Source organism: Solimonas marina (genome assembly GCF_012241385.1).
GTDB classification, from domain to species: Bacteria; Pseudomonadota; Gammaproteobacteria; order Nevskiales; family Nevskiaceae; genus Solimonas; species Solimonas marina.
In genome coordinates this window covers 59127-79141 of record NZ_JAAVXB010000002.1, presented here as the reverse complement: position 1 = coordinate 79141, position 20015 = coordinate 59127, and the positions used below count along the sequence as shown (strand labels likewise).

23 protein-coding genes are annotated in these 20015 nt (G+C 66.6%); 12 read left to right on the top strand and 11 right to left on the bottom strand.

Going from position 1 to position 20015, the window contains the following annotated elements:
- Positions 1-90 precede the first annotated feature (90 nt).
- Both sucD and sucC read right to left on the bottom strand, forming a co-directional pair.
- Entirely contained in the window at positions 91-966 is an 876-nt protein-coding gene (gene sucD, locus G7Y82_RS03605) for a succinate--CoA ligase subunit alpha (RefSeq protein WP_168146663.1), read from the bottom strand.
- Positions 967-969: 3 nt separating this feature from the next.
- The gene (gene sucC / locus G7Y82_RS03600; RefSeq protein ID WP_168146662.1) at positions 970-2136 is read right to left on the bottom strand and encodes an ADP-forming succinate--CoA ligase subunit beta; all 1167 of its coding nucleotides are present in this window, start codon (positions 2134-2136) and stop codon (positions 970-972) included.
- A gap of 153 nt (positions 2137-2289) precedes the next feature.
- On the opposite strand from sucC, the gene G7Y82_RS03595 reads away from it, so the two are divergent.
- The 11 genes from G7Y82_RS03595 to G7Y82_RS03545 all read left to right on the top strand — a co-directional run bounded on the left by G7Y82_RS03595 (position 2290) and on the right by G7Y82_RS03545 (position 11845).
- Entirely contained in the window at positions 2290-2502 is a 213-nt protein-coding gene (locus tag G7Y82_RS03595; RefSeq protein ID WP_168146661.1) for a PP0621 family protein, read from the top strand.
- 10 nt (positions 2503-2512) lie between these two features.
- A complete protein-coding gene (locus G7Y82_RS03590) occupies positions 2513-4120 on the top strand; it encodes a sensor histidine kinase (protein ID WP_168146660.1) in 1608 nt (535 codons plus the stop codon).
- On the top strand, positions 4117-5454 hold the full coding sequence (locus G7Y82_RS03585) for a sigma-54-dependent transcriptional regulator (RefSeq protein ID WP_168146659.1): 1338 nt from the start codon (positions 4117-4119) through the stop codon (positions 5452-5454). The genes G7Y82_RS03590 and G7Y82_RS03585 overlap by 4 nt, the downstream gene beginning before the upstream one ends.
- A gap of 264 nt (positions 5455-5718) precedes the next feature.
- A complete protein-coding gene (locus G7Y82_RS03580) occupies positions 5719-6252 on the top strand; it encodes a GAF domain-containing protein (protein ID WP_168146658.1) in 534 nt (177 codons plus the stop codon).
- Positions 6253-6269: 17 nt separating this feature from the next.
- Complete coding sequence (locus tag G7Y82_RS03575; protein WP_240954067.1) at positions 6270-7118, top strand: sensor histidine kinase; 849 nt, start codon at positions 6270-6272, stop codon at positions 7116-7118.
- Positions 7115-7759 carry a response regulator gene (locus G7Y82_RS03570; RefSeq protein ID WP_168146657.1) on the top strand — a complete coding sequence of 215 codons (645 nt, stop codon included), beginning with the start codon at positions 7115-7117 and terminating at the stop codon, positions 7757-7759. Before G7Y82_RS03575 ends, G7Y82_RS03570 begins: the two co-directional genes overlap by 4 nt.
- A gap of 207 nt (positions 7760-7966) precedes the next feature.
- Positions 7967-8563 carry a ubiquinol-cytochrome c reductase iron-sulfur subunit gene (petA, locus tag G7Y82_RS03565; RefSeq protein ID WP_168146656.1) on the top strand — a complete coding sequence of 199 codons (597 nt, stop codon included), beginning with the start codon at positions 7967-7969 and terminating at the stop codon, positions 8561-8563.
- Complete coding sequence (locus G7Y82_RS03560) at positions 8563-9822, top strand: cytochrome b (RefSeq protein ID WP_168146655.1); 1260 nt, start codon at positions 8563-8565, stop codon at positions 9820-9822. Before petA ends, G7Y82_RS03560 begins: the two co-directional genes overlap by 1 nt.
- Positions 9812-10567: a cytochrome c1 gene (locus tag G7Y82_RS03555; RefSeq protein WP_168146654.1), complete on the top strand. Its 756-nt coding sequence runs from the start codon at positions 9812-9814 to the stop codon at positions 10565-10567. The genes G7Y82_RS03560 and G7Y82_RS03555 overlap by 11 nt, the downstream gene beginning before the upstream one ends.
- 206 nt (positions 10568-10773) lie before the next feature.
- Positions 10774-11418 carry a glutathione S-transferase N-terminal domain-containing protein gene (locus tag G7Y82_RS03550; RefSeq protein ID WP_168146653.1) on the top strand — a complete coding sequence of 215 codons (645 nt, stop codon included), beginning with the start codon at positions 10774-10776 and terminating at the stop codon, positions 11416-11418.
- 16 nt (positions 11419-11434) lie between these two features.
- On the top strand, positions 11435-11845 hold the full coding sequence (locus G7Y82_RS03545) for a ClpXP protease specificity-enhancing factor (protein ID WP_168146652.1): 411 nt from the start codon (positions 11435-11437) through the stop codon (positions 11843-11845).
- Between the two features lie 99 nt (positions 11846-11944).
- On the opposite strand, the gene G7Y82_RS03540 is transcribed toward G7Y82_RS03545, so the two are convergent.
- The 4 genes from G7Y82_RS03540 to G7Y82_RS03525 all read right to left on the bottom strand — a co-directional run bounded on the left by G7Y82_RS03540 (position 11945) and on the right by G7Y82_RS03525 (position 15553).
- Positions 11945-13342 carry an FAD-binding oxidoreductase gene (locus G7Y82_RS03540; protein WP_168146651.1) on the bottom strand — a complete coding sequence of 466 codons (1398 nt, stop codon included), beginning with the start codon at positions 13340-13342 and terminating at the stop codon, positions 11945-11947.
- Positions 13339-13938, bottom strand: coding sequence for a phosphoheptose isomerase (locus G7Y82_RS03535; protein WP_168146650.1), 600 nt, complete (start codon positions 13936-13938; stop codon positions 13339-13341). The genes G7Y82_RS03540 and G7Y82_RS03535 overlap by 4 nt, the downstream gene beginning before the upstream one ends.
- 83 nt (positions 13939-14021) lie before the next feature.
- On the bottom strand, positions 14022-14402 hold the full coding sequence (locus tag G7Y82_RS03530) for a YraN family protein (RefSeq protein WP_436286662.1): 381 nt from the start codon (positions 14400-14402) through the stop codon (positions 14022-14024).
- Positions 14357-15553 carry a penicillin-binding protein activator gene (locus G7Y82_RS03525; RefSeq protein WP_168146648.1) on the bottom strand — a complete coding sequence of 399 codons (1197 nt, stop codon included), beginning with the start codon at positions 15551-15553 and terminating at the stop codon, positions 14357-14359. The genes G7Y82_RS03530 and G7Y82_RS03525 overlap by 46 nt, the downstream gene beginning before the upstream one ends.
- Positions 15554-15592: 39 nt before the next feature.
- Between G7Y82_RS03525 and rsmI the strand changes: the two genes are divergently transcribed.
- A complete protein-coding gene (rsmI, locus tag G7Y82_RS03520) occupies positions 15593-16450 on the top strand; it encodes a 16S rRNA (cytidine(1402)-2'-O)-methyltransferase (protein WP_168146647.1) in 858 nt (285 codons plus the stop codon).
- A 4-nt stretch (positions 16451-16454) separates the two neighbouring features.
- Here rsmI and G7Y82_RS03515 read toward each other — a convergent pair whose 3' ends face one another.
- Genes G7Y82_RS03515 through nadD form a run of 5 tightly spaced genes read right to left on the bottom strand, consistent with a single transcriptional unit; the run spans position 16455 to position 20011 of the window.
- Positions 16455-17054 carry a GDYXXLXY domain-containing protein gene (locus G7Y82_RS03515; protein WP_168146646.1) on the bottom strand — a complete coding sequence of 200 codons (600 nt, stop codon included), beginning with the start codon at positions 17052-17054 and terminating at the stop codon, positions 16455-16457.
- Positions 17027-18304: a DUF2157 domain-containing protein gene (locus tag G7Y82_RS03510; protein WP_168146645.1), complete on the bottom strand. Its 1278-nt coding sequence runs from the start codon at positions 18302-18304 to the stop codon at positions 17027-17029. The genes G7Y82_RS03515 and G7Y82_RS03510 overlap by 28 nt, the downstream gene beginning before the upstream one ends.
- A 10-nt stretch (positions 18305-18314) precedes the next feature.
- Positions 18315-18785, bottom strand: coding sequence for a 23S rRNA (pseudouridine(1915)-N(3))-methyltransferase RlmH (gene rlmH / locus G7Y82_RS03505; protein WP_168146644.1), 471 nt, complete (start codon positions 18783-18785; stop codon positions 18315-18317).
- Positions 18786-18801: 16 nt separating this feature from the next.
- Entirely contained in the window at positions 18802-19365 is a 564-nt protein-coding gene (rsfS, locus tag G7Y82_RS21850; protein ID WP_168146643.1) for a ribosome silencing factor, read from the bottom strand.
- Positions 19349-20011: a nicotinate (nicotinamide) nucleotide adenylyltransferase gene (gene nadD / locus G7Y82_RS03495; protein WP_168146642.1), complete on the bottom strand. Its 663-nt coding sequence runs from the start codon at positions 20009-20011 to the stop codon at positions 19349-19351. Before nadD ends, rsfS begins: the two co-directional genes overlap by 17 nt.
- Positions 20012-20015: the final 4 nt, after the last annotated feature.

Here is a 20015-nt window from a genome sequence, read left to right as displayed (position 1 = left end):
AAACGGGGGATTGCAGGGAAACACGACGGCAACGAAAAACGGCGGCCCTGCGGCCGCCGTTTTTCTGACGCGTCGGGTTGAACCCGGCTTTTACTTCAGCAGCGACATCATCGCCGCGCCGAGATCGGCCGGCGAACGGACGGTCTTGACGCCAGCCGCTTCGAGCGCCGCGAACTTCTCGTCCGCCGTGCCCTTGCCGCCGGCGATGATCGCGCCGGCATGGCCCATGCGCTTGCCCGGAGGCGCGGTGACGCCGGCGATGTAGGCGACGACCGGCTTCTTGACGTTGGCCTTGATGTAGGCCGCCGCTTCTTCTTCCGACGAACCGCCGATTTCGCCGACCATGATGATGCCTTCGGTCGCCGGATCCTTCTCGAACAGCTCGATCACGTCGATGAAGCCCATGCCGCGCACCGGGTCGCCGCCGATGCCGACGCAGGTCGACTGGCCGAGACCGTTCTGCGTGGTCTGGTAGACGGTTTCATAGGTCAGCGTGCCCGAACGCGAGACGACGCCGATCTTGCCCGGCTTGTGGATGTGGCCCGGCATGATGCCGATCTTGCACTCGCCCGGCGTGATCACGCCCGGGCAGTTCGGGCCCACCAGCACGGCGCCCGGATACTGCGCGCGCAGCGTGGCCTTGACCTTGATCATGTCGTTGACCGGGATGCCTTCGGTGATGCAGATGATCACCTTGATACCGGCATCGGCGGCTTCGAGGATCGCGTCCGCGGCGCCCGGCGCCGGCACGTAGATCATCGTCGCATCGGCGCCCGTTTCCTTGACCGCATCGTGCGCGGTGTTGAACACCGGCAGGTTGAGATGCTTGTTGCCACCCTTGCCCGGCGACACGCCGCCGACCATCTTGGTGCCGTAGGCAATCGCCTGTTCGGAGTGGAAGGTGCCCTGCTTGCCGGTGAAGCCCTGGCAGATGACCTTGGTGTTCTTGTCGATGAGGATGGACATGAATTAGTTACCCTGCGCGAGCTTGACGACGGTCTGGGCCGCCTCGGTGAGATCGGAAACCGGCGTGATCGCGAAACCCGATTCACGCAGCAGTGCCTGGCCCTTCTCCATGTTCGTGCCCTGCAGACGGGCGACGACCGGGAGCTTCAGGCCGGTCTGCTTGACGGCGGCGATGATGCCTTCCGCAATCAGGTCGCAGCGCACGATGCCGCCGAAGATGTTGATGAAGATCGCCTTGACTTCCGGCGAGCTGGTGATGAGCTTGAACGCTTCGGTCACCTTCTCGGCCGTGGTGCCGCCACCGACGTCGAGGAAGTTGGCCGGCTGGCCGCCGTGCAGCTTGACGATGTCCATGGTCGCCATCGCCAGGCCGGCGCCGTTGACCATGCAGCCGATGTTGCCTTCGAGGGTGACGTAGTTGAGGTCGTACTTCGAGGCCAGACGCTCACGCTCGTCTTCCTGCGAAGGATCGCGCTGCGCAGCGATTTCCTTCTGGCGGAACAGTGCGTTGTCGTCGAAGTTGAGCTTGCCGTCGAGCGCCATGATGTTGCCTTCGGCGGTGACGATCAGCGGGTTGATCTCGACCAGCGACGCGTCGCATTCGGTGAAGATCTTGTAGAGGCCGGTCAGCGTCTTGGTGAACTGCTCGACCTGTTCCTTGTTCAGGCCCAGGAAGAAGCCCAGCTCACGCGCCTGATACGGCTGCAGGCCGGCGCTCGGCGAGACGAACACGTGCTTGATGCGCTCCGGCGTCTCGTGCGCGACCTTTTCGATGTCCATGCCGCCATCCGGCGAGGCCATGAACACGATCTTTTCCTGCGTGCGGTCGACCAGCGCCGACAGATACAGCTCGCGCGCGATGTTCGACGGCTTTTCGACGTAAACCGAGTTGACCGGCAGACCCTTGGCGTCGGTCTGGATCGTCACCAGGTTCTTGCCGAGCATGTCCTTGGCGGCTTCCTCGGCAGCGTCCGGGCTGTCGACGAGCTTGACACCGCCGGCCTTGCCGCGGGCGCCAGCGTGGATCTGCGCCTTGACGACGACTTTCTCAGTGCCCAGCTGCTTGGCGGCAGCGCGCGCAGCTTCCGGGCTCGACGCGAGCAGACCTTGCGGGACCGGAATGCCGTAACGCGCAAAGAGTTCTTTTGCTTGATATTCGTGGAGGTTCATGGCCTTCTGACAGATGAGGGGCGTTAAATAGCGCGCGGCATTCTTACCTACAACGTCCGCCGGACGCAAAAAACATTGGTCGTGGCACCTCCGGTCATGGGCTGCGGGGCCGCAGCAGCGGTAGAATGGGGACGCGTTTCTGTCAAGAATTCCATGAGCCTGTTCCGCCTCCTGCTGCTCGGCGCCGCTGTCTGGCTGGTCTGGCGCTGGTTGTTTCCGCAACCGCGCCGGCCGCGCACTGCCGCCACGTCACGCCCGGCACCGCCGCCGGACTATGAGCGCATGCTGCGCTGCGCGCAGTGCGGCACGCACATGCCGGCGACCAGCCTGTCGCCCGACGGCCGCTGCGATCGCTGCGTCCGCTGAGCGGCCGCGCATGGCGGCACTCGAACGACAGGAGGTCGGCGCTGCACGCAGCGAAGACTGGCGCGTCCTCGCGATCCTCGGTCCCTACCGGCTGTTGCTGGTCGCGGTGCTGTTCTTCCTGTTCCGCTTCAACCTGGCACCGGACTATTTTCGCGATGTCTCGGTGCGTCTGTTCGTGTTTTCGTGCTTCGCGTACGCGGTCTGCGCGCTGGCCCTGCAGTTCCTGGCGCTCAACCAGCGCTTCTCGCTGACGGCGCAGGCCATCCTGCACTTTCTCGTCGACCTGGTCGCGCTCGGCCTGCTGGTCTACACCACCGGCGGCGTCGGCGGCGGCCTCGGCATTCTGTTGGTGCCACCGCTGGTCGGCTGCAGCCTGGTGCTGACGCCACGCATCGGCCTGCTGCTGGCGGCGGCGGCGACCCTGACGATCTTCGGCGAGGAAACCTTCCGCCAGCTGCACCTGCAACGCCTCGACAGCGGCGATTACTCGCAGGCCGGTCTGCTCGGCCTGATGTTCTTCGCGACCAGTCTGACCGCGGCGATGGTCGGCCTGCGCGCGCGGCGCAGCGAGGCGGTGGCGGCGCGGGTCGGCAGCGAGTTCGTCAATCTCACGCGCCTCAACGCCAATATCGTCGACGCGATGCAGGCCGGCGTGCTGGTTGTCGACGCCGCACGCCGCGTGCGCACGTCGAATGCGGCGGCACTGCGCCTGACCGATGGCGCGGCAACGATCGACAGCCATCTGCCGACCGTCATGCCCGAGCTCGACGCGGCGCTCGGCGCCTGGCGCGCCGGTGCGGCGCCGGCGCCCGTACACAGCGGTCCGCGCGAACTGCTGCCCCGTTTCACGCACCTGGGCTGGGCCGAGCAGGCGCCAGTGCTGATCATGCTCGACGACGCAGCCGCGCTGCGCGCCCAGGCACAGCAGATGAAGCTCGCCGCCCTCGGCCGCCTGTCGGCCAACATCGCCCACGAAATCCGCAACCCTTTGTCGGCCATCACCCAGGCCGGCCAGTTGCTCGCCGAGCAGTCAGGGCTCGATCCGGCCGATCGTCATCTGCTGGAAATGATCCAGCGCCACACGACGCGCATCGAGCAGATCGTGCGCAATGTCATGGACATCAGCCGCCGCGAGCCGGCACAGCGCGAGACGCTGGGCCTGCGCGACGTCCTGCTGCGCAGCGCCGCGCTGTATCACGAGAGCCACGCGCAAACGGTCAGACCGATCGAGCTCGCCGATGTGCCGCCCGGTTTGCGCGTGTCATTCGCGCCGGCGCAGTTGCAACAGGTGCTGTTCAACCTGTGGGACAACAGCTTTGATCACGGCGGCAGCGACGGGCGCGCGATCACGGTGCTGCTGCAGGCTGGCACCGAGATCACCAGCGGTCAGCCCTATCTTGACGTCAGCGACAACGGCAAAGGCCTGTCGGCGGCGCTGATCGACCAGCTGTTCGAGCCGTTTTTCACGACCCATCAGCGCGGCACAGGGCTCGGCCTTTATCTGTCGCGCGAGCTCTGCGAATACAATCAGGCCCAGCTGCGCTGCCTGCCACGTGAGCGCGGTGCCTGTTTCCGTATCGTCTTTTCCACGCCCAACCTGTCCGAAACGCCGCGATGACTGCCTCCAAAGCCGCCGTCCTCGTCGTCGACGACGAAGCCGACATCCGTGAGCTCGTCGAGATTGCGCTCGGCCGCATGAACCTGACCACGGCCGCCGCCGCCACGCTGGCCGAAGCCCGCCAGCGCCTGTCCGAACAGCCATTCGATCTGTGCATCACCGACATGCGCCTGCCGGATGGCAGCGGTGTCGAGCTGGTTGCGCAGATCAACCGCCAATATCCGCAGACGCCGGTGGCGATGATTACCGCCTACGGCAACGCTGAAGCGGCCGTCGAGAGCCTCAAGGCCGGCGCTTTCGACTTCGTCTCCAAGCCGGTCGATATCGCCGTGCTGCGCAAGCTCGTCGACAGCGCGCTGCAGTTGCGCGCGCCGGCGATGCCGCCGCAGGTCGCCGCGCAGAACCTGCTCGGCGAGCATGAAACCGTGCGCCAGCTGCGTGCGCTGATCGAACGTCTGGCACGCAGCCAGGCACCGGTACACATCGCCGGCGAATCCGGCACCGGCAAGGAACTGGTCGCACGCCTGATCCACCACCAGGGGCCGCGCGACCGCAACCCGTTCGTGCCGGTCAACTGTGGCGCGATCCCGGCCGAGTTGATGGAAAGCGAGTTCTTCGGCCATCTCAAAGGCAGCTTCACCGGCGCGCACCGCGACAAGGCCGGACTGTTTCAAGCTGCCGAGAACGGCACTCTGTTTCTCGACGAGGTCGCCGATCTGCCGCCCCATATGCAGGTCAAGCTGCTGCGCGCCCTGCAGGAGCGCGCGGTGCGGCCGGTCGGCGCCGAAACCGAGACGCCGGTCAACGTGCGCGTGATTTCCGCGACGCACAAAGACCTTGGCCAGCTCGTCGCGCAGGGCCAGTTCCGCCAGGACTTGTACTACCGGCTCAACGTCATCGAAGTGCATACGCCGCCGCTGCGCGCGCACCCATCGGACATCCCGGCACTCGCGCAGCATGTGTTGCGCCACTTGGCGCGCGACCTGGGCCTGCAGCGCCTGCCGGCACTCGACGACGCGGCGATCGACGCCCTGGTGGCGTATCCCTTCCCCGGCAATGTGCGCGAGCTGGAAAACATCCTGGAGCGCGCGGCGACACTGTCGGATGGTGAGCGCATCACCGTCGCCGACCTGCAGCTGCGCGACGCGCAACCGAGCGCCGCGCCCGCGCCGGCCGCCGGCCTCGAAGACCAGATCGAGGAAATCGAAAAGCGCGCGATTCGCGAGGCCCTGGAAAAGACGCGCTACAACAAGACGCGGGCCGCCGAGCTGCTCGGCATGTCGTTTCGCGCGCTGCGTTACCGCATCAAAAAGCTCGGCATCGACGAGGCTTGAGTATCTTCGAGAATGATTATCAACGTAATGACGTGCCTGACGAACGGCGCGTCGACCCCGCGATGAATTGCTACACTCGCACCAAGATCGAGCGCCAAAGCTCGACAGAAAGGTGGAAAGAGGAGACGTAAGTGGTGGCATGCCACTTGCGTAAAGCCAGCCTTCAGGAGAGTCCCTTTGCCCAATCGACATCGTGTGTTCGCGCTTTCGCGCGAGGCCCGGAATTTCCCCCGCGCAATGCCGCGCCGGAGACGTCCAGCCCCTTTGGAAGCTCAATCCGCCGGCATTGCCTGGGCGGCCACATCTGCAGATGACGCCGCGCTCGGCGTGCTGCAGAACACCTTGCGTTCGGCCTGCGGTGTGGTCGGCGCCCGCGGCGGCTTTGTCGTGCAATTGCGCGACGACACCGTCATCGAGATTTCCTGCGCGCACGCCCTCGCCGGCCATGCGGTGTTCGAAGCCGTGCTGGGGTCCGCCGCGGCCGCGCTGCGCTGCGCGCTGCTCGAATCGCGTCGTGGCCTGACCTGCGCACAGGGTGAGCTGCTCGAAGGCTGTAACGACGTCTCGCGACCGGCCGTCGTCAGCCTGCCGCTCGAACTCGGCACCAGCCGCCAAGGCGCAATCTGCCTGCTGCGCAGCGACACCGAGCGCGTGCTCAGCGACCTCGATTTCGAGATCCTCGACGCACTGGCCGACCAGGCCGCACTGGCGCTCGGTGCATCCTGCCAGCGCAACGCCCTGAACCGTCTCGAAGCCAGCCTCAACGCGATCGGGCCGCAGTCGCCGCACGCGCACTGACGCGGAGCCCAGCGCGTTTGCGGCCTCCGTCCTCGAATCCCGGCAACACGCTCGAACCCGGCGGCGAGCTGCCGCGCGACGACGCGGAAACCTTTCGCCAGGCGGTCCTGCGCCAGGTCCAGGAGCTGACCGCCGACAACCAGCGACTGCTGCAGTCGGTGGTGCGCAGCGAAAAACGTTTCCGCACGCTGGCCAAGTCGGTCTGGCACATCCAGGAGGAAGAGCGTCGCCGCCTGGCGCGGGATCTGCACGACGGCATCGGCCAGACCCTGACGGCCCTGGCCAATCAGCTGCAGCGCATCTCCGACGACGCCCGTGGCGTCGGTAATCTGGGGCTGAAGAATCGGGTCGACGATGCGCTCGACATCACCCGCGGTGCGCTGCATGACACGCGCGAGCTGTCGCGCCTGCTGCGACCGACGCTGCTGGACGATCTTGGACTGGATGCTGCACTAGCTTGGCTCGCACGCACTCTTTCGGAGCGCGCCGAGCTCGAAATCAGCTTTCAGTCCGAACTCGACGAGGAACGCCTGCATCCGGACGTCGAGACCCTGCTGTTCCGTATCACGCAGGAAGCCCTGACCAACGTCATCCGCCACAGCGACGCGCGCGCCGCGCACATCATCGTCAAGCACACGCCAATGCTGCTGATTCTGCGTGTCGAGGATGATGGTCACGGATTCGACGCCGCCCAGGTCGCACACGCCGAGCGCAATGCGTCGAGCTCCGGCCTGCGCGGCATGCGCGACCGCGCCGAGCTGTTCGGCGGCCGCGTCGAAATCCGCTCGGCGCCTGGGCAGGGTACAGTCGTGCAACTGACGCTCACACTCGACGGTCCGGAAACAGAGTCCGGCACATCAACATGAACCCGATTCGATTGCTGGTCGCCGACGACCACACCATTGTCCGCCAGGGCCTGGTTTCCATGCTCGAGGAGACCGGTGAATGCCAGGTCGTCGCGCAGGCCGCCGACGGCTTCGAGGCCATCTCGCTGGCCGAAAAGACCAAGCCCGACGTCGTCGTCACCGACATTTCGATGCCGCGCATGTCCGGCCTCGAAGTCGTCAAGCGCGTCCGCGCTGAAATGCCGGGGACACGCACCCTGGTGCTGACGGTGCACGAAGAAGACGAGTACGTGCTGCCGATCCTGCGCGCCGGCGCCAATGGCTTCCTCAACAAGGACACCTCGGTGTCCGAGCTGATGACGGCGATCAAATCGATTCATGCCGGCAAGCCGTACTTCGGCCCGCGCGCGACCAAGGCGCTGGCCGAGCGTCAGCATCGTTCGCGCGATCATGGCGACGATCCGTATGCGAGCCTCACCGCGCGCGAGCGCGAGGCCTTCCATCTCGTCATCCAGGGCAAGACGACGAAGGAGATCGCGCAGATTCTCGACATCGGCGTGAAGACCGCGGAGAACCACCGCGCACGCATGATGGAGAAGCTCGGCCTGCGCAACACCGCTGAGGTCGTGCGCTTCGCTGCATTGCGCGGCCTGCTGACTTAAGCCACCGGGCGCAGGCGCGCCCGATCCCCTGATGGCAACGATTGCTGCGCTGCACATGGCGCGGGCATGCCGCAACATTTACGTCCGGCGATGTGCCGCGGCTATACTCGGGTCGTTCATGCAGCAGGCCGGGGCCCGGATGCATTTCCGGAATGTGCCTGTAGCCGTTTCATAAGACGTCTTATAACGAGGAAGAGGGCTTTTGAAATGAACCAGCAAGGGGTGGACTCTGGGCGGCGCCGATTCCTGACGCTGACCACGTCCGTCGTCGGCGGCGCCGGCGTCGTTGCGGCCACCGTGCCGTTCCTGGCTTCGTGGAAACCGAGCGAACGTGCCAAGGCACTCGGCGCACCGGTCGAGGTCGACATCAGCGAAGTCCAACCCGGTCAGCTGATCGTCGTCGCCTGGCGCGGCAAGCCGACGTGGGTGTTGCGCCGCACGCCGGACATGCTCGCCAGCCTGAAGAAGGTTGATCCTTATCTGCTCGACCCCGAGTCCAAGCAGGATCAACAACCGAACTACATCAAGGGCGAGACGCGCTCGATCAAGCCGGACTATCTGGTGTTGATCGGCGTCTGTACCCACCTCGGCTGCTCGCCGGGCTTTCGCCCCGAACATCCGGCGCCGGAAATCGATCCGCACTGGCAGGGCGGTTTCTACTGCCCCTGCCACGGTTCGAAGTTCGACCTCTCCGGCCGCGTCTTCAAGGGCGTGCCGGCACCGCTGAATCTGGTCGTCCCGCCGTATCACTTCGACGGCGAGATGAAAGTCGTCGTCGGCGAAGATCCGAAAGGAGCGGCGTAATGGCGATCACTCCGAATCCGTACAAGACCACCGGCTTGCTCGGCTGGATCGATGACCGCTTCCCGCTGACCAAGCTGTGGAAGGATCACCTTTCCGAGTACTACGCACCGAAGAATTTCAACTTCTGGTACTTCTTCGGCTCACTGGCACTGCTGGTGCTCGTCAACCAGTTGCTGACCGGCATCTGGCTGGTCATGCACTACAAGCCCGACGCCGCCAAGGCCTGGGACAGCGTCGAATACATCATGCGCGACGTCCCCTGGGGCAACGTCCTGCGCTATCTGCATTCGACCGGCGCCTCGGCGTTCTTCATCGTCGTCTACCTGCACATGTTCCGCGGCATTCTCTACGGCTCGCACCGCAAGCCACGCGAACTGATCTGGTTGTTCGGCTGCCTGATCTTCCTGTGTCTGATGGCCGAGGCGTTCTGCGGCTACGTGCTGCCGTGGGGCAACATGAGCTACTGGGGCGCGCAGGTCATCATCAATCTGTTCGGCACGATCCCGGTCGTCGGTCATGACCTGGTGATCTGGATCCAGGGCGACTACATCCCGTCCGACGCCACGCTCAACCGCCTGTTCTCGCTGCACGTCATCGCCCTGCCGTTCGTGCTGGTCGGTCTGGTCGTCGCGCATCTGATCGCGTTGCACGAAGTCGGCTCGAACAATCCGGACGGCGTCGAGATCAAGAAGCACAAGGATCCGCAGACCGGCATTCCGCTCGACGGCATTCCGTTCCATCCGTACTACACGGTCAAGGATCTGGTCGGCGTCGGCGTATTCCTGATCATCTTCCTCGGCATCGTCTTCTTCGCGCCGGACGGCGGCGGCTACTTCCTCGAGAAGCCGAACTTCACGCCGGCCAACGCCCTGTCGACGCCGCCCCACATCACGCCAGCGTGGTACTTCGGCTCGTTCTACGCCATGTTGCGCGCCACGCCGTCGTTTGCCGGCACGCAGATCTGGGGCGTGCTGGTGATGTTCGGCGCGGTGATCCTGCTGTTCCTGCTGCCGTGGCTGGACCGCTCACCGGTCAAGTCGATCCGCTACAAGGGGCCGATCTTCAAGGTCGCGCTGGCGTTGTTCGCGGTGTCGTTCGTGCTGCTGAACTACTACGGCATGCAGCCGCCCAGCGTGGTCGGCAAGCTGGTCTCGCAAATCTGTACGATCCTCTACTACTTGTTCTTCCTGGCGATGCCGTTCTACTCGCGTATCGACAAGACCAAGCCCGTTCCGGAGCGCGTGACCTATGCGCACTAAGTACAGCTTCCGCGCCCTGCTCGCCGCCGCCCTGTTGCTGCTGGCCGGCCCTGCCCTCGCCGAAGGCGAGGTGCTGCCCTATCCGTTCAAGGCCGACCCGGACAACATCGCATCGGTACAGCGCGGCGCGCGCAACTTCATGAACTACTGTTCGGGCTGCCATTCGATGCGCAACCTGCGCTACAACCGGATCGGCAGCGATCTCGGCATTTCCGACGAGCTGTTGAAGGCCAAGCTGATGTTCACGACCGACAAGGTCAGTGATCACATCGTGTCGGCCATGCCGGAAGAGGCCAAGGCCTGGTTCGGCAAACAGCCGCCGGACCTCACGGTGGAAACCCGCTACCGCGGCGCCGACTGGGTCTACAACTACCTGCTGACCTTCTACGTCGATCCGAAGCGGCCGCTCGGCACCAACAACCTTGTGCTGCCGAACGCGTCGATGCCGGATGTGCTGTGGGAGCTGCAAGGCCTGCAGGTGCTCAAGGAAGGCGGTGGTGACGAACACGCCGAAGGCGGTCACGACGAACACGAAGGCCCGCAGTTCGAACTGGCGACCAAGGGCACGATGTCGCCCGACGAATATCGAGACTTCGTCGCCGACACGACCAACTTCATGGTCTATGCAGCGGAGCCGGGACGCGCGATGCGCATCTCGGTCGGCATCAAGGTCATCCTGTTCCTGCTGCTGTTCACCGTGCTCGCCTACCTGACCAAGCGCGAGTTCTGGAAGGACGTGCACTAGCAAGCTGACGCTTCAAGCACGACGGCGCCGAACCCGGGTTCGGCGCCGTTTTTGTTGGAGCCGATCTTGGCCCTGACGCTCGCTGCGGTGCCGTAACGCCACGGCAGGCGAGCCCGACTTTCGATAGCCGGCAGCGAAGCCATTTGGGAATCGCCGGCATTAGCGGTTACGCTCTCGGGGTGAACATATTTTGTCCAAACTGAGCGATGGCCATTCCCGGCAAGAGTCGTTACGTGATGGATGCGCGACCGGCGCCGCGCGCCGGCGTCACGCTGTTCTGCGCCGAGGCCCATCTGCCGAGCCGCTGGGCACGCATCGTCCTGGCCGAAAAGGATGTCGATGGCGCACGTGTCCAATCGCTCAACGCCGCAGCACCGAATCAGGACCTGTTGATCCTCAATCCGACCGGCGAGCTGCCGACGCTGATCGATCGCGACACCGTGCTGTATCCGGCGCCGATCGTCGTCGAATACCTCGACGAGCGCTATCCGCATCCCGCGCTGCTGCCGGGTGACCCGGCCTCGCGCGCCCGCGTGCGCATGATCGTCGCCCGGCTCGAGCGCGAATTCTTCCCGCTGGCAGCGACCATCAGCGCGCACTCGCCGCGTTCGCCGGAAGCCAAGGCGGCGCGCAAGCAGCTACAGGATGGCATGCTGGCGAGTACCCGGCTGTTTACCGCGCGCGGCTGGTGCCTGGGTCTCGAATACAACCTCGCCGACTGCGCCTGGGCAGCTTTGTTCGGCTCCTTCGCCGCGCTCGGGCTCAAACCGCCGGCCGATGCCAACTTCCTGCGCTATGCGGAGCGCCTGTTGGCGCGTCCCGCCGTACAATCGGTACTCCGCAGTCGATGAGTCGCAAACGCCGCTGATGTCCAAATCCCGCCGCCCCTATCTGATTCGCGCCATTCACGAATGGGCATGTGACAACGGCCACACGCCGCACTTGCTGGTCGCCGCCGATTACCCGGGTGTCGTCGTGCCGCAACAGTTCGTGCAGGACGGCCGCATCACCCTCAACATCAGTCCGATGGCCGTACAAAGCCTGGACCTGACCAGCGAGCCGATCTGGTTCTCGGCACGCTTTGGCGGTCGGCCGTTCGATGTTCAGGTTCCCAGTGGCGCGGTGCTGGCCATCTTCGCGCGCGAAAACGGCGAAGGCGTGATCTTCGGCGAAACCGAAGCGAGCGAAGCACCGGCCGACGCGGCACCGCCACCGCAGACCGATCCGGAACCGCCGAAACCGCCGAAGGGCCGCCCGAATCTGCGCGTCGTGAAGTAGACGGAGCGATCAGCCACAGTTTTCGCAGATTCATCGGGGAATGCCCATCCCGTTCTGTGGAATCTGTGAAATCTGTGGTTAAAACGCGGTTCACCCCACTCAGATGCCGGGCAGCGCCTTGCCGGGATTGAGGATCGCGTTCGGATCGAGCGTGTGCTTCAGCGCACGCATCACGTCGAGCGTGTCACCGGCGATCTCCCAGCCGACGTAGTCGCGCTTCTCGATGCCGACGCCGTGTTCGCCGGACAGCGTGCCTTCCAGATCGAGCACCAGACGGAACACTTCGGCGAGACAGGCATGTACGGCATCCATCTGCGCCGGGTCCTCGGGGTCGACGAGCAGGTTGGTGTGCATGTTGCCGTTGCCGGCGTGGCCGAAATTGACGATGCGAATGCCGTGCTTGGCCGACAGCGCGGCCAAACCCTCGACCAGATCCGGAATGCGCGTGACCGGCACGACGACGTCCTCGTTGACCTTCTTCGGCGCGATGCGCCGCAGCGACGGCGACAGCGCCTTGCGGCAAGCCCACAAGGCGTCGACCTCGTCGGCGTTGGCGGCGGCGCGCAGCTCGACCAGCCCCGCACCTTGCAGGGCCGCCGTCACCGCGCGCAGCGCGATGTCGATCGACTCCTCATTGCCGTCAACCTCGATCAACAGCAAGGCGCCGACGCCTTTGGGAATGCCGGTCGGCCGATAGGCTTCGGCGAGCTGCACGGCATCGCCGTCCATGAATTCCAGCGCGCTCGGCGTTTCCGGCTGGTTCATCACCCGCGCCACCGCGGCCGCCGCCGATTTGACGTCGGCATAGCAGGCACGCAGCGTCTTCGTGCCTTGGGGCTTGGGCAGCAGCTTCAGCGTCGCCTCGGTGATGATCGCCAGCGTGCCCTCGCTGCCGACCAACAGGCGCGTCAGGTCGTAGCCGACCACACCCTTGGTCGTCGTGCAGCCGGTCTTGATCGACGTACCGGCACCGGTGACCGCACGCAGGCCAAGCACGTTGTCGCGTGCCGTGCCGTATTTCACGGCGCGCGGCCCGCCGGCGCAGCAACCCAGATTGCCGCCGACCGTCGAGTAGCCAAGACTGGTCGGATCGGGCGCCCAGAACAAGCCGTGCGGCGCCGCCGCCTGCTGCACGTCGCCGTTGAGCGCGCCGGCCTCGCATTCGAGCAGGCGATCGCCGGGCGAGACGCGCAGGATGCGATTCATCCGCTCCAGCGACAACACCACGCCGCCGGCCACCGGCACCGTCGCGCCGGTGGTATTGGTGCCGCGGCCGCGCACGACCAGCGGCGAGGCGAATTCGTTGCAGAGCTGCACGACGGCCGCCACGTCATCGTGCGACTGCGCGAACGCCACGGCCTGCGGCAGCGCGACGCGCTTGGAATTGTCGTAACCGTAGGCAATGCACTCGGCCGGATCGTCGAGCACCCGCTCCGGCGCCAACGCCGCACGCAGGCGCGTCACGAGGGCGGGATCGAAGGCCGGCCGCGTGCTCATCGCGGAAACAGCAGCTCGTCGATAGCGTCGCACAGCGCGTGCAGGAAGACGATGTGCACTTCCTGGATGCGCGCGGTGACCGCACTGGCGGCGCGCAACTCGACATCGTCGGCACCCAGCATCCTGGCGATGGCGCCACCGTCCTTGCCGGTCAGCGCGATCACCCGCAGCCCGCGCCCGTGCGCAGCCTCGATCGCGCGAACCACGTTCGGCGAATTGCCGGACGTCGAAATCGCCAGCAACCAGTCGCCGTCGCGGCCGAGCGCCTCGACCTGCTTGGCGAACACCCGCTCGAAGCCGTAGTCGTTGCCGATCGCGGTCAGCGCCGACGTATCGACCGACAGCGCGATACCGGGCAGCCCCGGGCGCTCGCGCTCGTAACGTCCGGTCAGCTCCGCCGCGAAATGCTGCGCGTCGGCCGCCGAGCCGCCATTGCCACAGGCCAGCACCTTGTGCCCGGCATCCAGCGCCGCGGCCAGCGCGTCGGACGCGCGTCGCAGCGCCGGCAACGCCTGCGCCATCGTCGCCTGCTGCGCGGCGATGCAGGCTTCGAAATGGGCGCGCAAACGCGCTTCTGGAATGGACCGCTCAGTCATGTGAAATCGTCCGAATGCCGGCCGTTATTGTGAGCGCCGGCGCCGATTCGCGCCACGCATCGGCATGTCCTTCGCGCATGCGGTCAAAACCCGTCGAAGGCGTTTTCGATCCACTGCACGTCGCTGCCGTCATAGGCGACGACATCGAAGCGCAACGGCCGCTCGGCGTGTTGCGGATGGGCGGCGAGAAACAGTTGCGTAGCCTGCACGATGCGGCCGCGCTTGCGCGCGTCGATCGATTCGAGGGCGCCGGCATAGCGACTCGGGCTGCGCGCGCGCACTTCGACGACGACCAGCGTACTGCCGTCGCGCATCACCAGATCGAGTTCGCCGCCGCGAAAGCGGACATTGCGCGCCACCAGTTTCAGACCACGGCGTTCGAGCAGCCGCAGGGCGGCGTCCTCGGCCGCCGCGCCGTTCACGGATTCAGGGGGCTCAGGCCGCTGTCGCCGATCTGCACGCAGGACAGATCGCGGTGGATGACCGTGCCCTGCCATTCGAGCTTGCCGGTCACGCCGTCGAGCGTGTCGCCTTCGCGAATGCGGTGCTGTGCGAGACCCGCCGACAGACCATAGGCGTCGCGACCGAGCGCGAACAGCCGCGGGTTCGAGATCGGCAAGCCGTCGCTGGCGGCGCGGGCCTGCTGCAACGCCGGCGAGTCGCCGATCGTCCACGGGGCGTCGCAGAAGCGCACGCCAGCGGTGTCGGCACTGGGCTTGCCGTCATAGACCAGCGCGGTCGCGTAGACCGGCAGATCGCCAGCGCGATTGAACTTGAGCTGCGGCATCAGCATGCGCGCATCCTGGCCGCGCGCCGCGATGAAGATCATGTCGATGTCCTGACGTCGCTGCGGCTCGTACTCGCTGCTTTCGCCGAGCGCTGCGGTCAGCGCGCGGTGCCGGGCCTGGCTGGCGTCGACGCCCATCAGCGCGGCGATGATCTTCGATTGGTCGTAAGTGCCTTGATCGTAGTGTTGCTCGGCTACCACGGCGCCGCCGCCAGCGCGCAGCGTCTGATTGAATGCGTCGACGACGCGATCGCCCCAGTCGGCGCTCGGTACCAGCGCCACGGCGCGGTGCAGGCCCTGCGCCAGCGCTTCGCGCGCCGCCGAGCGCGCCTCATCTTCCGGCGACAAGCCGAACTGATAGAAGTCCGGCGGTGTCTGCGCACCGTCGTCGAGATAGTTCAGTGCCAGCACCGGCACCGCCGGCACGTCGCCGGCCAGCGCCGCGACGTCGCTCTTGCGCAGCGGACCGATGATGAAGGTCGCACCTTCACGCAGCGCCGTCTGGTAGGCGGCACGCAGGCTGCTCGGCGTCGAACCGACGTCGTAGACCCGCACGGGCGGATGCAGACTGTCGTTGAAATAGGCGCTGAAGAAACCGTCGCGCACCGAATCGGCAGTCGCCGAGAACGCGCCGCTGAGCGGCAGCAGCAGTGCCAGCTGCGCGGGCTTGGCCACCGGCTGCGGTGCCGGTGCCGTATTCGGCGGCGGCGTCTGCGCGGTGCTCGCCGGAGGCGGCGGCGCCTGGCGTTGCGGCAACTGCGAGCACGCGGCGACGAGCAAGGCCGGCAACGCGGCGATCAGCGTTTTGGGTAGCAGGGTCTTCGGCACCATAATGCGAAGTATGACACGCCCTACCCGTCTGGCCCCATGAGCATCGCCGCAAAAGTGGCGCCGGGCCACCTGTACGTCGTCGCCACGCCGATCGGCAATCTCGGCGATCTGAGTCCGCGCGCACAGGCCGTACTTGAAAGCGTCGACGCGATCTGCGCCGAAGACACCCGCACCAGCGGCCAGTTGCTGACGCACTTCGGCATCCGCAAGCCGCTGCTCGCCGTGCACGAGCACAACGAGACCGACATCTGTACGCGACTCGTCGAGCGGCTGCGCAGCGGTGAAACGCTGGCACTCATTTCCGATGCCGGCACACCGCTGATTTCCGATCCGGGCTTCGCGCTGGTGCGCGCAGTGCGAGCCGCCGAGCTGCCGGCGGTCGCCGTTCCCGGCGCGTGCGCGGCGATCGCGGCACTGTCGATCGCCGGCCTGCCGAGCGATCGCTTCGTCTTCGAAGGATTTCTGCCGGCCAAATCCGGCGCACGGCGCGAACGCCTGGGCCAGCTGGCCAGCGAGACGCGGACGCTGATCCTCTACGAATCCAGCCATCGCATCACTGATTGCGTCGCCGACATCGTCGCCGTACTCGGCGCCGACCGGCCGCTGGCGCTGGCGCGCGAACTGACCAAGCTCTACGAACAGAGCCGCAGCAGCACGGCCGGCGACATCGCCGCCTGGCTGGCGTCCGATGCCAACCACAGCCGCGGCGAGTTCGTGCTGGTGATCGGCGGTGCGCCGGCGCAGGCCGACGCCACGCTGCAGGAAGGCCAGCGCGTGCTGGGCATCCTGCTCGGCGGCGGCCTGTCGGCATCGAGCGCCGCCAAGCTCGCCGCCGAGATCAGCGGCGCACGCAAGAAGGATTTGTACGCACTGGCCGTACAGGCCGGCGACTAGCCGCTCAGCCGGACGCCTTGGCCTGCGCGTCGAGGTAGCGACGGATCGGCTGGTTGTCGATGAACAGCGATTCGAGCACCGCGTCACCGTCATGCACGCGGATCGTCACATAGGCTTCGCTGGGCGCGCCGCTGCGGTTGGCCGCGCGATAGGCGCGGTCGGCGGCGGCGGCCACCGACTCGTCGAGGTAGTAGCGATCGAACGGCAGTTGCAAGGTCGCACGGCCGCCACTGTCGACCGACGCGATCAACGCGCGCAGGTAATCGCCCCGCGCCGGCGGTGTCAGCGACGCGGCGCCAAAGCGCGCGAAGCGGTCCTTGCCGACGATCAACGGTACGTAAACCGTCGTTCCCGCCTCGACATCGCCACTGGCCGGCAGTGTCGTCTGCGCGTCGGCGAAGCGCAGTGCGATATAGCGGCCGCGAAACGCGTCGGCCGGATCGACCGGCGCGGTGCGCAGGTAGTAGCGCGTACCGTCGCGCAGCACCGATGCGCTGCGCCACGCCAGCTGCGCCGGTAGCGCCCACTGCAGGACGATGGCCGCAATCAGCAGCGCGAAGCTCCAGCGCCGCAGCTTCACGGCTGCACCCGGCGTCGCAGCCACGCGTTGGCGCCGAGAAATGCGAGACCGACGACGACGAAGGCGACGCCGCGCACGACGAACGACCAGTCGCTGCCGAAGAAGCGCAACAGCACCAGCACCGCGATCAGGGTCAGGCCACTGCTGACCGCGCGCAGCACGCGCTGCTGCAGACCGTCGGCGATCAGCACGATGCCGATCGCCAGCACATAGAGATTGAAGAACACGGCAACGCCAGTCGCCGCCGCGGCGAAGCTGCCGCCCTGCGCCAGAGCCAGCAACAGCGTCGGCAGCGCCAGCGCTGCCATCAGCCATTGCCGGCGCCACAACGCGCGTGCGGTCAGCGCCGCGCAGATCACCAGCAACGCCAGCAGTACGACACCGGCCTGCAACAGACTGCCGTCGGCATAACGCTGAAAGTCGTGGCCCTGCCAGAACGACGGGAAGGTCGCGGCCAGCGCGATCAAGGCCCAGCCCAGTTCGCCATAGGCACGCAGCGGTCGCTGCATCAGCGTCGCCAGGCCACCGGCCTCGGCGTCGATCAGGATCAGCAGCAGCGTGCAGCCGGAGAACCATAGCCAGCCGTAGTGGCGCAGCCACGGCATGGTCAGCGTCAGCGCCGCGAACAGCATCGGCACCAGCCAGCCGATCAGCAGCGTGGTGCGGATCGAACGACGCTCACGACGCCAGGCCAGCACCACGTGTGGCAGCAGGGTCGCAAACGCCAGCAACACCGCGAATGGCTGACGCTGCGCTTCGTCGGCGGCGGCAATCCAGCCGACATAGGTCCCGCCAACCAGCACCGCCAGCGCGCTGGCGTCGAGCGCGTAGACCAGCGGCGCGGCGACCAGCGCGCAGCTCAGCAGGTAGTGGTCGAGCGTGCCGCCGATCTGAAAGATCTGCGAGACCAGCGCCAGCAGCGCGGCGAATGCCAGCGCCGCGAACACGGCCGTGCTTTCGCGCCAGACCGCCGAATCCGGCCGCCGGCGCAGCGTCCAGACGCAGGCGACCTGCGCCGCCAGCAGCGGCAGCGCGGCCAGCGTCAGGCGCAGCCAGCGGCTCCACTGATCCCAGTTGTGCGCGACGATCAGGATCACGCCCAGCCCGATCAGCAGCGCGCCGAGCATGCCCGACAGGCCCAACGCCACGCTGCGGCCTTGCGCCGCTTCGGCGTAATGCGCGCGCAGGCGGCCGGCGGTCGCGGCATCGACGATGCCGGCCCGCTCCAGCTCGGGCAGCTCGTCGATCAACCAGGCGGCATGTTCCTTGGCCATCGCGCGGCGCTCAGGCGCGGTGATACGGGTGATTGGCGAGCAGGCTCCAGGCGCGGAACAACTGCTCGGCGACGAACACGCGCACCAGCGCGTGCGGCAGGGTCAGCTTCGACAAGGCCCATTTCTGCTCGGCGCGCGCCAGCACCTCCGGCGCGTGCCCGTCGGGCCCGCCGATCAACAGGCAGGTGTCGCGCCCCGATTGCATCCAGTCCTTCAATGCCGCCGACCACTCGACGCTGGTGTGCTGGCGGCCGTGCTCGTCGAGCGCGACGATCATGGCGTCGCGCGGCAAGGCCTTGAGAATCTTCTCGCCTTCCTGCTGCTTGGCGCGCGCCAGGTCGCTGTTCTTGCCGCGCTGCGCCGGCGGGATTTCGACCAGCTCCAGCCGGCACTCGTGCGGCAGGCGCGCGGCGTAATCGCGGTAGGCGGTCTCGACCCAGTCCGGCATGCGGGTGCCGACGGCAATCAGCCAGATCCGCATGCCCGTACGCGGCGGCTCAGCGCTTGGCGGACTTGCGCGGCGCGGCCTTCTTCGCCGCCGGCTTCCTGGCGGCCTTGGCCGGCGCCTTCTTCACCGCCGACTTGCTCGCCGGCTTCTTGGCCGTCTTCGCCACCTTCTTGGCGGCCGGTTTCTTGGCTGGCGCTTTTTTCGCCGCTTTCTTCGCCGCCGGCTTCTTGCGCGGCTTGGCCTCGGGCACGATCTCTTCGACTTCCTCGACGACGGTCCACAGCTTTTCGAGCTGGTAGAACGCGCGCGCCTGCGCCTGCATCACGTGCACGACGACACCGCCCAGGTCGACCAGCACCCATTCGCCCTGATCCGTGCCTTCCAGGCCCAGCGGTTGATGGCCGGCGTGCTTGGCGTCTTCGGCGACGTTCTGCGCCAGCGACTTGACGTGGCGGTTGGACGTGCCCGTGCAGATGATCATGGTGTCGGTCACCGTCGTCAGCTTCTGCACATCGAGCACGGTGATGTCCTGGCCCTTGAGATCCTCAAGAGCATTGAGCGCGAGCGTGGCGAGCGGGTCGAGCCGGGTCGCGGCCTTAGTGTTGCGTGGCATCGTTGTCCTGTGTCAGCGCCGCGATGTCGGCGGTGGTCATGGCGTTGAGTATCGCATCCGGCACCAAGCCCCGCACGGAGCGCTCCTGCAGCAGCAGGCGACGGATGCGCGTCGACGAAATATCGAGCAGCGGCATTTCCAGCGGCAGCCACAGGCCGGCCGGTTGTGCGTGCAGCATCGACGCGTCGGCGGCGCGGCGCGGCACCAGCAGTTCGGCGGTCTCGGCACTGGGCCTGGGCTCGCTGCCCGGCCGGGTGATGACGGCGACGTGCGCCAGCTCGACGATGCGCGACCAGCGGTTCCAGGTGTGGAAATGCTCAAACGCGTCGCTGCCCATCAGCAGCACCAGCGCCGCGCGCGGAAAGTCGCGACGCAGCTCCTCGAGCGTGTCGACGGTGTAGGAGATGCCCGGACGCAGGATTTCGCGGTCGTCCGGCACCAGCTCCTTTTCGCGGCGCACGGCGACACGCAGCCATTCGAGGCGGCGCTGCGGCGACACGCGCGAATCCGGGCGATGCGCGGCATGCGCGGTCGGAATCAGGCGCACCTGGCTCAGATCGAGTTTGTCGCGTGCCTCGATCGCCACGCGCAAATGGCCGTTGTGAAAGGGCGCGAACGCGCCGCCGAAAATGCCGATCGCCTTCATCGAG